Annotated in this window: 11 protein-coding genes; 8 read left to right on the top strand and 3 right to left on the bottom strand. The window is 46.9% G+C overall.

Annotation, left to right across the window (positions count from 1 at the left end):
• Positions 1–25 precede the first annotated feature (25 nt).
• Positions 26–721: a GNAT family N-acetyltransferase gene (locus J3492_RS06660; RefSeq protein WP_207991022.1), complete on the top strand. Its 696-nt coding sequence runs from the start codon at positions 26–28 to the stop codon at positions 719–721.
• Here J3492_RS06660 and J3492_RS06655 read toward each other — a convergent pair.
• From J3492_RS06655 to ampD, 3 genes are all read right to left on the bottom strand, one after another.
• Entirely contained in the window at positions 718–1,368 is a 651-nt protein-coding gene (locus J3492_RS06655) for a hypothetical protein (RefSeq protein ID WP_207991021.1), read from the bottom strand. The genes J3492_RS06660 and J3492_RS06655 overlap by 4 nt on opposite strands.
• A 133-nt stretch (positions 1,369–1,501) precedes the next feature.
• Positions 1,502–3,052, bottom strand: coding sequence for a murein biosynthesis integral membrane protein MurJ (gene murJ, locus J3492_RS06650; RefSeq protein WP_207991020.1), 1,551 nt, complete (start codon positions 3,050–3,052; stop codon positions 1,502–1,504).
• Between the two features lie 143 nt (positions 3,053–3,195).
• On the bottom strand, positions 3,196–3,804 hold the full coding sequence (gene ampD / locus J3492_RS06645) for a 1,6-anhydro-N-acetylmuramyl-L-alanine amidase AmpD (RefSeq protein ID WP_207991019.1): 609 nt from the start codon (positions 3,802–3,804) through the stop codon (positions 3,196–3,198).
• A gap of 126 nt (positions 3,805–3,930) precedes the next feature.
• On the opposite strand from ampD, the gene J3492_RS06640 reads away from it, so the two are divergent.
• The 7 genes from J3492_RS06640 (at position 3,931) to murC (ending at position 12,904) form a co-directional block, all read left to right on the top strand.
• A complete protein-coding gene (locus tag J3492_RS06640) occupies positions 3,931–6,036 on the top strand; it encodes an Lnb N-terminal periplasmic domain-containing protein (RefSeq protein WP_207991018.1) in 2,106 nt (701 codons plus the stop codon).
• Positions 6,037–6,045: 9 nt separating this feature from the next.
• On the top strand, positions 6,046–6,891 hold the full coding sequence (locus tag J3492_RS06635) for an SDR family oxidoreductase (RefSeq protein ID WP_207991017.1): 846 nt from the start codon (positions 6,046–6,048) through the stop codon (positions 6,889–6,891).
• A 286-nt stretch (positions 6,892–7,177) separates the two neighbouring features.
• The gene (locus J3492_RS06630) at positions 7,178–8,188 is read left to right on the top strand and encodes a hypothetical protein (protein ID WP_207991016.1); all 1,011 of its coding nucleotides are present in this window, start codon (positions 7,178–7,180) and stop codon (positions 8,186–8,188) included.
• 69 nt (positions 8,189–8,257) lie between these two features.
• Positions 8,258–8,950 (top strand): orotate phosphoribosyltransferase, encoded by a 693-nt coding sequence (pyrE, locus tag J3492_RS06625; protein ID WP_207991015.1) that lies wholly within the window; start codon positions 8,258–8,260, stop codon positions 8,948–8,950.
• Positions 8,951–8,989: 39 nt separating this feature from the next.
• Positions 8,990–9,964: a glutathione synthase gene (gshB, locus tag J3492_RS06620; protein ID WP_207991014.1), complete on the top strand. Its 975-nt coding sequence runs from the start codon at positions 8,990–8,992 to the stop codon at positions 9,962–9,964.
• 124 nt (positions 9,965–10,088) lie between these two features.
• Positions 10,089–11,174, top strand: coding sequence for an undecaprenyldiphospho-muramoylpentapeptide beta-N-acetylglucosaminyltransferase (gene murG / locus J3492_RS06615; RefSeq protein WP_207991013.1), 1,086 nt, complete (start codon positions 10,089–10,091; stop codon positions 11,172–11,174).
• A 269-nt stretch (positions 11,175–11,443) separates the two neighbouring features.
• Entirely contained in the window at positions 11,444–12,904 is a 1,461-nt protein-coding gene (gene murC, locus J3492_RS06610; protein ID WP_207991012.1) for a UDP-N-acetylmuramate--L-alanine ligase, read from the top strand.
• Positions 12,905–12,942 lie beyond the last annotated feature (38 nt).

Below are 12,942 nucleotides of genomic sequence, written 5' to 3'. Positions count from 1 at the left end.
CATATTTATTTGGCAGTAGATTCTAATGACTCATCAGGAAGCGATTATTCAAAACACAGCGGTGTCTGAACCAAACACAACAGCACCCGTATCATTGATACATAAGTTAAGCGATCAGTTTATAGTACAGCTTGCCTGTATAGATGACTTACCGATGGTGTTAGATATCTATAATCAGAGCGTGCCTAGTAAGCAGGCCACGGCTAATCTGGCACCAGTGACTGTCGATGAGCGAAGTGCTTGGTTTAACGAGCACCTAAACAGTGCGACACGCCCTATCTATGTGGTTAAAGCGGTGGATAGCTCTATCGCAGTATCAGCAGATAATCAGAGTAACAGCTATCATTATCGCATGACACAGAGTAAACAGCCCATTGTCGCTTGGGGCAGCTTTAGTGACCTGTATGCACGTACCGCCTATCATATCAGCACTGAGATCAGTATCTACTTGCATCAAGCCTATCAGAGCCTCGGGTTGGGTAGCTTACTCACTCGTTGGATGCTGACACAAGCGCCACGTCTTGGCATACATAATGTGGTGGCATTGATATTTGCCCATAATCAGCCAAGTTTAGGGCTGTTTCGTAAGCTTGGCTTCGAGCAGTGGGGGTATATGCCAAAAGTTTGTGATATGGACGATTTTATCGCTGATGTGGTGATGCTAGGGCGCGCCGTAACGGCAGACAACACAGCGTTAAATCATAATGGTCAAAACCTTTAGCCCAAAATTTTCCACTTGCCATCCATTTTTTGTAATTCATAATTTAAAGGCGCAGGTTGGCTCTGACCTTTTAGCTTCAGTTCACCTGTAATCGTGGCACGAGTGTTGTCGTCATTGTATTTGGTGTCGGTGATGGTGATACTCTCGACCGTTTGTTGAAACGCAGCTTGTGTGTCGGCGAGCGCCTGCTCAAAGTTGGCGATATCTACTTTATAGTAAGTGGCAGCAGTTTTTGCATCACCATAATACAAAGCATCTACAGCCTGCTTTAGCGCCGCTTCAGGTGTGTTGGGCTGAGTAGCGTTAGTGACCAGGCTGGGTTGCTTATCAGTGTGGGTAATAGGGTTTATATTATCATTACTGATGGTGGTTTCATTCTTTACTACATCAGCATGAGTATCATCTGCTATCTGCTCCTTTTTAGCATCATCATCTACTGTTTTTACTTGAACCGCCGCGTCGTTTTCTGAATCTTCAACCACAGCTGCCGCCTCTTTAGTATTCGTGGTTGTCTCTGCGGCGCTCTCTACTCGCGTACTATCTGTATTACTACAGGCGCTCAACACTAGCCCAGTGCTTAATATACTTGCCGTCACCACAGCAGATAGTGTTTGGCATTCTTGCGATTTAAAATACTTTAATGTCATAGATAGTCAACCTTAATGTTGGTTTATTCGTCATTGATTGCTCATCACTGATTATGACAATGAATCCTATGGCTGGCTGTCAATTCTCATATTAAGCTTGTTTTGGTTTGGTAAGCGGCATTTTTTAGCGACTCTAACCGTGTCTTAACTGACGAGGCCTAAAGCCAGTAGCCAGCAACACCACACCATATACTAAAGCGCCAACTGCACACATAATCAGCAGGGCTACCATCCGTCGCCACTGGGCATCAGCAGTCGGGAAGTAAGGTAGCATGACATAAAGCACGGCAACCATGGCGCTTGTCGCAATGATAAATTGTGCAAAAAGCTTTTTCCAATGACTGCCAAAGCGAAATATCTCACGCTTATACAAGAAGTAATACAGTAAGCCTGCGTTGACAAAGGCAGCGCCTGTGGTCGCCAGCGCCAGACCGCCATGCAGCGGCATCTCAGCCAGATAAAATATGCCGATAAAAACCACGCTAAAAACCATATTGGCAAACACAGATACGATACCGATTTTTACTGGCGTCTTGGTGTCTTGCCTTGCAAAGAAGGCGGGGGCAAATATCTTGATAAGCATAAACCCTAATATGCCGCCGGCCATACTGCGCAGAGCCAGGCCACTCATTTGGGCGTCACGCAACGAAAACTCACCACGCAAAAACAGCGCCTGCATCAGCACATCAGAGAGTACAAATAAAGCTGCAGAGGCTGGAACCCCGACTAAAATAATCAGCCGTGCCGCCCAGTCGATGGTTTTTTTGAAGCTAACATCGTCTTTTTGAGCCTCGCTTTTAGACAGACTGGGCAAGATAACTGTACCGATTGCCACTCCGATTAGCCCTAATGGTAACTCACTCATACGCTCAGCAGCATAGAGCCAAGAGACCGAGCCCCCTATCATTAATGAGGCAAAAACGGTGTTGAGCAACAGGTTAATCTGAGTGACAGACACACCAAAGATCGCTGGTAGCATCAGCTTTAATATACGCTGCACGCCCTCATGGCCAAAATCAACCTTGGGAGCGACGAGTAGTTTTTGTTGCCATAGTTGCGGCAGCTGTATCAAAAACTGCAACAGACCGGCGATAGCGACAGCATAACCAAGTGCCATAATTGGGGTATCAAACATCGGTGCAAAGATCAAAGCACCACCAATCATACATAGGTTTAATAAAACAGGCGCAAAGGCAGGGGCAGCAAAGCGCCCATAGCTTTGTAAGATGCCGCTGGCAAAAGCAGTCATGGAAATGAATAATAAATAAGGGAAGGTCAGACGCAAAAGCTCAGCGGTGACAGCAAATTTATCAGGCTGGTCTGCAAATCCAGGGGCAAACAAGGTCACGACCCAAGGTGCTATCAATATCACTACCACTGTCAACATCGACAGCACCAATAGCAAGGCGCCTGAAGTGCGACTGACCAGTATCTGTACCTGTTGTAAGCTATATTTTTCTTTATACTCAGACAAGACGGGCACAAAGGCTTGGCTAAAGGCGCCTTCAGCAAATAGACGCCGCAAAAAATTGGGGATCTTAAAGGCGACCAAAAAGGCATCCATCAGCCCGCCTGCACCAAACACACTCAATAACACCACATCACGCAGCAGGCCTAAGACACGTGACAGCATGGTCATGCTACTGACCACCATGGTAGAACGAAACAGTCGACTTTTTGCCATGAGAACCTATTTGCTAATTTATCTGCGGATATAGTTGTTGACTTAATACTGTCAAAAAACTGACGGATTATAGCACTTTCTGTATGCGGATAAATGAATTGAATGTGAACATCAGTAGAGAAAGTATTAGAGTATGTTGAATACTATCGGGTCAGATGTTTGAAAAGCTCCTCCCGTAGCCGTGCCCAGTCAAAATACTCACCAGGATCTGTTTTACGACCAGGAGCAATATCACTGTGTCCTGTTAGGTGTCTGCGGGTTTTGGGGTAGGCGTCGTATATTGCAGCGATCACGTGTACGAGCGTGTCATATTGAGCAGCAGTAAAGGCTACAAAGTCTGACCCTTCAAGTTCGATACCAATGCTATAATCATTGCATTCAGACCGGCCGAGGTAGCTTGATCTGCCTGCATGCCACGCCCGCTCATTAAAGTTGACAAACTGAGTGATTGTACCATCACGCTCGATAAGTAAATGAGCCGAGACCTCTGCACCTTTAATCGTTTGGAAGTAAGGGTGTGCTTCCCAATCTAGCTGATTGGTAAATAACGCCTTAACATAGTGCAGGCCATCTGCGTCACGTGCTCCAAATTCATTGGGAGGCAGGCTAATGTTATGAATGACGATGGTGTCAATACTGGTATCAGCTGGTCTGGTATTGCAGTTTGGTGAAGCCAGCCAAGTGGCAGTGGACAAGAGGCCATTGTTAATCGTCATAGAAGGGTGTGACAGGGTCTGAGCGGCAGATGACATAGTTTTCTCTGGTTTTACTAAAATAGTGACACTGACTGAATTTATGATAGATGATAACGCATTTTGTAGCCGACAGCGCTATGATAAACGGTATAGATTGTACTTTTAAAAGAAGAGACTTTATTCATGATTAGAAAACATGCCTGTACGGCTGATTCTCCCCCTCGTTTATCCCTGTTCAGTATCATGACAGCCCCCATGACGACAGGTGGAGCGATGATAGGCTTCATAGTAGGTGCGCTATTTAGTGTGTCAGCGCAAGCTACCTTACCTGTCCCTGTGGCGGTTTTGGAAGCCGACGAAGAAACGGCCAGTACGCTAAATCATGAAACACTGATCCGTAATACTGAGCTATCGACCAGTGATAATGACCGCCAAAGTATCAAAAGCACAGCAGCCGCGTCAATGCTGGCATCGTGGCGTCAGCAAGCGCAGGCTGATAATTTAGCTCAGCATACCACATGGCGACGGCTGCTTTATTTTCTTGATGACAATAAAAACATCTTTACTAAAGGTAAAAATAAAAGTCTCGTCAGTGATTCAGCGTTTTTTTTGAGCACCGAAGGCCAGTATGATTCAGCAGCAGAGCTGGATGCTATGCTGATGGCCTTGTCTCAAGCATTGTCCCAGTCGCATATAAGTAGTGATTCAGTATTGTGTCGCTATCCAGCACGGGTAAGTTTTTTGGCTGAGGCGCTAGGTATCGAGCACCCTAACTTGAAAGCGTCCTGTTCAGAGCTAGATGAGTGGATGGAGATGCTGGCGCCTGAGCAGTTATCCATTATGTTTGGTCAAGAGTATCTGGACAATCCCATCTCAGCTTTTGCTCATACCTTATTACGCATTGACTCCAAGGCCAGCTTGGCAGACCCAAGCCAAGTTCATCACGCCTATGCGCTGAACGATACCGTCGATGGCAATCCTGATGATAATTTTCTGATTTTTGCCATAAAAGCGGCAAGCGGTGGCTATGACAACCGTATCGAGATCGACCCTTATCCAGAAAAGTGGGCAAACTATCTAAAAAAAGATGAGCGTGATACTTGGACCTATCAACTGGATTTGACCCCAGCAGAGGTGCAGCAAATCATGCGCCATGTTTGGGAAACCAAAGATCTACATATTCCTTACTACTTCGCCACCGACAACTGTGCGTCTGAGATTTTACGCCTTATTGATGTGGTACGTCCGCAGCAGCGCTTATTGAGCCAGTTACCTTATGCTGTCATTCCTTCCGATGTGATCCAATTACTTGATAATGAGAGCTTGCTGACCAGTACACTGTATACTCCTTCCGATGGCACTTTGCGTCAAGCACAGCTCAACAAAGCCAATGAAGCGTTACAGCTGGGTTACGCCACATTTACTCAAGACGATATAAATAGCATTAAGTCAGAACAAGCGAATGTGGTCTCCAGCATATCAGCAGACAAACAAAGCCTAGTGTCATTTGACATAGAGGCGTCGGACAATAACCCAATCGATCGTCAGCCCCTACAGCGCGGACACCTAGGGGTTGGGCGTCAGGGTGATAACAGCTACATCGAGCTTGGTCTACGGGCGGGCTATCATAGTATGCTTGATCGCCCATCGGGGTTTCCGCAGTTTCTTGATCTTGAAGGTGCGGCAGCGACGCTACGCTTATACGATACCGACAGCGCCAAGCCCAACCAGCCAAAAAGCGTGGTCTTGCAAAACGCCACTTTGATTCGAGGACGCTCTTTTAATCCTGTCAATTCAGCCAAAAAAGGTCAGACATGGGGGTTAAACGTCGAAGCCACACGTATTAATGACGGCTCACAGCCGGAGGGCGGCTCACATCTGGTGGCGAGTACGGCGCTTGAGTATGGTAAGTCGTGGGTATTTGGCACCCCAACGACAGATACAGGCGAGATGCCGCCACAGCTGTGTTATACCTTTGCAACAGGTGCCGTACAAGGCGGCCGCGGTATCAATAAAGGTTTTCGTATTGGGGCAGGGGTAAATGCAGGTTGTCGCTATCAGATTAACAATCGGTTACGTGCTCAAGCTGAATTGCAATTACCATATTGGTATCATGGCAGCAGTGACCAGCAGGGCGTTCAAAGCGGATATTGGCAGCCAATTAGTACAATTGGGCTGCAGTACGATATCGACCGCAAACAAGCCCTTCGTATCAATGCCAGCTATGAGTGGCAAGACCGTATCGTAGCAAATGATGACGTAAAACTGTCTTATATGCGTTATTTTTGAGGATATATTATGAGTGATCAACGTATACTTGTCATCGGTCAAGGCGATATCGGTGTGCCCGTGACCAATACGCTTGCTAAAGATGGTTTTTTGGTCACTGGGCTGGCTCGTCGTACCCGTGAGCATTATGACTTACATGAGGAGGCACGATTTATAAAAGCGGATGCATTGACCTTGACAGCCAGTCACCTGCAGGGCTTTACTCACATCGCTATTATCGTCACCCCTGATGAGTACTCTAGTAGTGGCTATCAGGACAGCTACTTGGCTATTAATCAGCATATAGCGCAGCTTGCAGGGCAGTTAACGACTCTCAAGCGCATTGTTTTTATCTCATCGACTGGGGTATATGGACAAGATGCGGGTGAGTGGATAGATGTTCATACCATGCCTGTCAAGCCTAAGCGTGAAGCCTCACAGGTTATATGGCAAGCTGAACAAGTACTGCAGCAGGGTTTTGGTGACCAAGCGACTGTCATCCGTCCTAGTGGGATTTATGGGCGTGAGCGTCTGATGCGCTTGCGTCAGGCTCGGGAGGCACAAAAACAGCCCCTACCTATGGCTCACTGGAGCAATCGCATAATGGATAGCGATTTGGTCAATATTATTGTGCAAGTACTAAAGAGCGATGCGCCAAAGCCACTTTATATAGCCACTGATTATGCACCAGTTACGAGCTTTGAGCTGATGACGTGGCTAAGCGCACAGATGGGATCGACAGCACCTACTATAGATGACAAACAACTCTCAGTGACAGGGAAACGCTTACATAGCAATATTCCGTTAGCTTGGCTGCGCTATCCTGATTGGCAAGTCGGATATCACGATATTTTGCAGCATCATCAATATGTTTGAGTGTTTATCCGATACGCACTAGCATGAAGTGTGTGGTAAGTGAGTAAAAATAATGCCAGTCACGCTATAATGTTTCTAAAATATGTTGCTAAAGTTAGCACACTTTAAAACAGGCACAGCGCTACTGACTACTGATATTCATATCCTTTATGTGCTATGTCTATGCTGCTCGATGCTGCCTGTAATGAATGCCAGTAATACGTGGCATAGTGTGTCATTTTTATTTAGGATTGACTATATACTGTCTTAGGGGGGGTATTACCCCATTCTTACTTGTGGAGCGAGCATGACTCAGTCGTTTACTTCTGATAATCACTTATCCCATGTCCAGTCATTGCTTGGGCAGGATAAGTCTACGGCAAACGGTACTGACTCATCAGCTCACCGGGCCAACAGTACTCAACCGGCTATTGTTCACCCAAACTTTGATCCTAGTCAGACGCCTCTTGATCCCGCCAGACCGTTAACAGATATACCAGAGCCTGCTCGCCGCGGCCATCAACAGCTGCGTCGTCTTTATGGTAAGTCTGTGCGTTTTTATCAGCCTAGAGAGGAGAGCTTATCAAAATGGCAGCTGGTCGAATCAGAGCCTTTTGCTGAGCATTTGGCGTTATTAAGCGCCGCCAAGCTTATTGAGCTTCCAGATAGTTTTTACCGTCCCTACCAAAACCAGTGGCAACACAGCAACCAAGGTGCTCAGTCTTTATTATCATCGCTTGAACACATGACCTTATTGGATATGGCAGATATTCAGGCAGTGACTTCTCAATATCCGAAGCTGACTCGTTATGGGTTTCAGTCATCTGCTGAGACAGCATCAGTACCTCATAATGATAGCCAAGCGCTGAGCCTGCATGCTATCGCCAAACGCCACAATCCCGATGAGCTGCTAAATGGCCTGTATGCCGATGACTGGCAAGTTATCTTACAGCCGCAGCAATTTGATACAGGGGTAGGCAGCCTGGCGACTGATATTATGGCTTGTAGTGTGGCGGTACATGCCCTAAAACAATGTAGTACCCGTAAAAGTATCAATCACAGTTATGATGCTGAGCAGCTTTGTCGTTATATCCGTAGCTACTTGCTGAGTCAGGTAAACTTAGCGCCGACGCAGCGCCATGCATACCGTCAGATACGGTTGTTTTCTGGACATATTATCGTTGCTGCTGTGCATTTGGGCTGGAGTATACATATTAGCAAGGACGGGCAATGCTATTTTAATATATCATCACGTAGCCGACTGCTAACTCGCTATGCTGATATGCAAAGCTACTATATCAATGGTTGGTCAAGCTAAACAATAATACGTACAATACTGCAATTTTTTCGCTTTTTTTGATTCGCCCCTTTTTGATAGGAATCGCTTATGCCTGATGCTCAGTACATCCAAAACACGTCTTTTTCTTCTCATCAATTTATTCAGCTGGCTTTAGACAACCAAGTGCTCAAGTTTGGCGAATTTGTCCTTAAGTCTGGACGGGTCAGTCCGTATTTTTTTAATGCCGGTCTACTGGCGACAGGAGAGATGTTGTCGTTGCTCGCACGAGGCTATGCTGATGCATTAGCAAAGCAGATGGCAGCTCAGAGTAATAAAGAGTTGGTTATCTTTGGCGCAGCCTATAAGGGCATTCCATTTGTGGCAGCCACAGCCCAAGCCTTGTGGCAGCACCATGGCATCAATGCCAAATGGGGCTACAATCGCAAAGAAGCCAAAACCCACGGCGAGGGTGGTAACTTAGTCGGTGCGGATGTGAGTGGCAAGGCGGTATGGGTGCTAGATGATGTGATTACCGCTGGCACAGCTATGCGTGAAGTGGTGGACATCTTAGAGCAGGCAGGTGCAAGTGTGGCTGGTATTATCGTAGCACTTGATCGCAAAGAAAAAGGCCGGGGCGAGCACTCAGCGATTCAGGAGCTTGCAGCCAATCTACAAGTGCCGGTACAGGCGTTGGTCGATATAGATGACTTAATCAGCTACTTAGCAGATGCAGACAGTCAGGATAAAGAGGCAGCACAGCTGGCAAAAATGCAGCATTACCGTGAGCAGTACGGCGTTTAAACCATCTTATCAACATACATTAAGTAAGTGAGTCCTATCATGAGCCAAGAAAAAGAGAATAAATCCCTGAGCATCCTTGTCATTATGGATCCCATTGAGCAAGTTAATTATAAAAAAGACACCAGCCTTGCTATGATGTGGTCAGCGCAAGATCGTGGTCATACATTAGGCTACTGTCAGATTCATGACTTATGGTTAGACCGTGGACAGTTGATGGTCGATACGCAGCCAGTGACAGTGAAGCGTGACCCTGAAAACTTCTATACTTTAGGTGATAAGACTACAGGTCCCGTCAGTGATTACGATGTGATCTTGATGCGTAAAGATCCACCGTTTGATATGCGCTTTCTTTATTCAACTTACATGCTTGATCACGCCAAAGCGGCAGGCGTGCTGGTGGTCAATGATGCGCAGGCCATTCGCGACTGTAACGAAAAACTATTTGCGACCTGGTTTAGTGACTATATGAGCCCAACGATTGTGACCAGCAAACAAGCACATATTCGCAAGTTTATCACTGAGCAACAAGATGTTATCGTCAAGCCGCTCGATGGTATGGGCGGTACTGGTATTTTTCGTCTGACTGCTGATAGCCCAAACATCGGGGTAACGCTAGAAATATTAACTGAGCTTGAAACTTTGCCGATTATGGCGCAGCGTTATTTGCCGGAGATTGTCGATGGCGATAAGCGAGTTTTAATCGTTGATGGAGAGGTTGTTGATTATAGCTTGGCCCGTATCCCTATCAAAGGCGAGACTCGTGGAAATCTAGCAGCAGGGGGTAATGGGGTGGCGATGCCGCTAACCGATACTGAACGTCAAGTTGCAGAGGTAGTGGCGCCAATTGTAAAAGAAAAAGGCCTTATGTTTGTCGGCCTAGATTTAATTGGCGGCCGTATCACTGAGATTAATGTGACCAGTCCCACTTGTGTACGTGAGATTGATGATCAGTGTGGTACTGACATAGCTACTGATTTTATAGTAGCGATAGAGGCACGTTGCTTGCATAAGTAGCTTTATAAAGTAACTTAACTTATTCTATACTATGCAGGTTTGAGGCGCTAAGCCATGGCCTCTATCCAGCACTTTAACGAACCCCTGTAGTCGATGAAAAGTAAAAACAATAAAGGCAAGATTGATGAAGACACCGCATATACTAATGATGGCTGCTGGTACAGGCGGCCACGTATTCCCAGCGTTAGCTGTTGCTGAGGAACTCACACAACGTGGTGCAGTCATTCATTGGCTGGGTACGCCTTCAGGTATGGAGAACCGCTTGGTTGAGCCGACAGGCTATGCTTTTCATGCGATCGAGATGCAAGGCTTGCGCGGCAAAGGTATAGGGCGAGTACTCAAACTGCCGTTTACCTTATTGTCAGCGACTATGGCAGCCATCAAGGTGATTCGCAGTAATCGTATCGATATGGTGGTAGGTTTTGGTGGCTATGTCACAGCGCCTGGCGGTATTGCTGCTCGTCTGAGTGGCACGCCGCTTGTGATTCATGAGCAAAATGCCATCGCTGGTATGAGTAATCGTTACTTGGCCAAAATGGCCACCAAAATCTTACAAGCGTTTGAGAACACTTTTGCTCATAGCTCACAGGATGCGAAGCTCGAAACCGTGGGCAATCCAGTACGTAATGCCATTACAGGTGTCACTGAGCCCGCCCAGCGCTATGATATCAATGACGACTCGCCCCTAAAGCTGTTGGTGGTGGGCGGCTCACTCGGGGCGCAGGTGCTCAATGAGACAGTGCCAAAAGCATTGGCATTGACGGACCGTCCTTTTGTAGTACATCATCAATGTGGACGTGACAATGAAGCAGCGACTCAGGCCGCTTATGAGGCGCAAGAATTGGGTCTGCACGAGTTTGTGGTGCAGCCATTTATTGATGATATGGCAGCGGCTTATAATTGGGCAGATATGATAGTTTGCCGAGCAGGAGCGTTGACGGTTACTGAGATTCAAAACGTTGGCATTGCTGCGATTTTTGTCCCACTGCCGCATGCTGTCGATGATCATCAAACCGCTAACGCACGCACGTTAACGGATCATGAAGCGGCGATTTTGTTACCCCAGTCTGACTTGACGCCCGAACGCTTGCATGCTGAGCTTGCGGCTCTTGATCGAGGCGCCTGCTTAACGATGGCTAAAAAAGCCCATGCGCTTGCCAACCGTCATGCCAGCCAAAACGTTGCCGATATTATTTGGCAGTCGTTATAATTTGGCTTTATAAAGCAAATAACGTGTCAAAGCTTTAACGGTACTTTCAGGTTGTCTGATGCATCAGTGTCTGAGCTGTTTTGTGCCAGTTTTGCCCATTAGGCTATCCTATAGCCAGTTGACAATAAAGCTGTTATAACGTTAAAAACGCTACTGGTATAACTTTCCTTGCGTGCTGCTCACACAGTGGCTGAGAAAATTCATCCCAGTATCGCTGCAACCCATTTGAACTGAATCTACTATATTTATTATTCATAAAGAGAAGCCCTATGTCGCCCACTGCTTTTGCTGTTAAGTCTAAAGACAATACCCTGCCTAAACGTTTGATTGAAATTCCAGAAATGCGCCGTATTCAGCATCTGCACTTTGTGGGGATTGGTGGTTCAGGCATGTGCGGTATCGCTGAGGTTATGAGCAACCAAGGCTATCAAGTGAGTGGCTCAGATATCGCAGAAAGCTTAGTGACGCAGCGACTGCAAAACATCGGTATAGAGGTGTTTATCGGTCACGACTCAAGAAACATCGCCAATGCTGATGTGATCGTGGTGTCATCCGCCATTGATCGCAGTAATCCTGAGATTACGGCCGCCCTCAAAGCTCGTCTGCCAGTAGTACGCCGGGCAGATATGTTGGGTGAGTTGATGCGCTATCGTCATGGTATCGCCGTGGCTGGCGCTCATGGCAAAACCACGACGACGAGCTTATTGACGACGATGCTCGCAGAAGAAGGGCTTGATCCTACTTATGTGATTGGTGGTAAGCTCAATGCCTCAGGCAAAAACGCAGCCCTTGGCAGCAGTCGTTTTTTGATTGCCGAAGCTGATGAGTCTGATGCGTCATTCTTATCTTTACATCCGATGTCAGCGATTGTCACCAACATTGATCAAGATCATATGGAAACCTATGAAAACAGCTTTGATAAACTAAAAGCCGCTTACATTCAGTTTTTACAAAACATGCCGTTTTATGGTCTAGCGGTAGTCTGTGGTGACGACCCTGAGCTGTATGCGATGATTGATGAGATTGGGCGTCCTGTATTAACCTTTGGTCTTGAACCGTTCAACGATGTGCAAGCTGTAGATGTCATCACAGAAGGTACAAAAACCCACTTCACGGTACTGCGCCGTGATCGTGAGCCGTTGCATTTGACCTTGAATATCCCCGGTATCCATAACGTCTATAACGCCCTAGCGGCTATCACGATGGCGACCGACGAAGGCGTGGACGATGCCGCCATTGAGCGTGCGTTACAAAAGTTTGAAGGGGTGGGTCGCCGCTTTGAGCAGCATCCGCCTGTAGTGATCGATGAAGGGGACGTGCTGCTGATAGATGATTATGGTCATCATCCTAAGGAAGTCGATGCCACGATTAAAGCGGCACGTCAAAGCTTCCCTGAGCGCCGTTTGGTCATGCTGTTTCAGCCGCATCGATATAGTCGTACCCGTGACTGCTTTGATGAGTTTGTAGAAGTACTATCTAGTGTGGATGAGTTACTATTATTGGATGTATATTCAGCAGGCGAGACGCCAATTACAGGGGCTGATACCAAGGCATTAGCTCGTAGTATCCGTCTGCGTGGCGAAGTTGAGCCGACAATCATCGATAAAGATAATCTGGCCCCGACGATGCAGCGTCTACTTAGAGCCGGTGACATGCTGCTCACCCAAGGCGCAGGCAACGTAGGCCAGATAGCGGTTGAGCTGGCTGCTAATAATCTATATCTTAAGTAAGCCTTTAAAGAACTTTTGGAGCCATCCTCATGACTGTT

It is taken from the genome of Psychrobacter coccoides (assembly GCF_017498085.1).
In the GTDB taxonomy this organism is placed as follows: domain Bacteria; phylum Pseudomonadota; class Gammaproteobacteria; order Pseudomonadales; family Moraxellaceae; genus Psychrobacter; species Psychrobacter coccoides.
This window is presented reverse-complemented; position numbering and strand designations above follow the sequence as displayed.

Bases quoted from the DNA above. Each gene is read 5' to 3' on its own strand.
- J3492_RS06660 (WP_207991022.1), top strand. From the start codon at position 26: ATGACTCATCAGGAAGCGATTATTCAAAACACAGCGGTGTCTGAACCA.
- J3492_RS06655 (WP_207991021.1), bottom strand. From the start codon at position 1,368: ATGACATTAAAGTATTTTAAATCGCAAGAATGCCAAACACTATCTGCT.
- murJ (WP_207991020.1), bottom strand. From the start codon at position 3,052: ATGGCAAAAAGTCGACTGTTTCGTTCTACCATGGTGGTCAGTAGCATG.
- ampD (WP_207991019.1), bottom strand. From the start codon at position 3,804: ATGTCATCTGCCGCTCAGACCCTGTCACACCCTTCTATGACGATTAAC.
- J3492_RS06640 (WP_207991018.1), top strand. From the start codon at position 3,931: ATGATTAGAAAACATGCCTGTACGGCTGATTCTCCCCCTCGTTTATCC.
- J3492_RS06635 (WP_207991017.1), top strand. From the start codon at position 6,046: ATGAGTGATCAACGTATACTTGTCATCGGTCAAGGCGATATCGGTGTG.
- J3492_RS06630 (WP_207991016.1), top strand. From the start codon at position 7,178: ATGACTCAGTCGTTTACTTCTGATAATCACTTATCCCATGTCCAGTCA.
- pyrE (WP_207991015.1), top strand. From the start codon at position 8,258: ATGCCTGATGCTCAGTACATCCAAAACACGTCTTTTTCTTCTCATCAA.
- gshB (WP_207991014.1), top strand. From the start codon at position 8,990: ATGAGCCAAGAAAAAGAGAATAAATCCCTGAGCATCCTTGTCATTATG.
- murG (WP_207991013.1), top strand. From the start codon at position 10,089: ATGAAGACACCGCATATACTAATGATGGCTGCTGGTACAGGCGGCCAC.
- murC (WP_207991012.1), top strand. From the start codon at position 11,444: ATGTCGCCCACTGCTTTTGCTGTTAAGTCTAAAGACAATACCCTGCCT.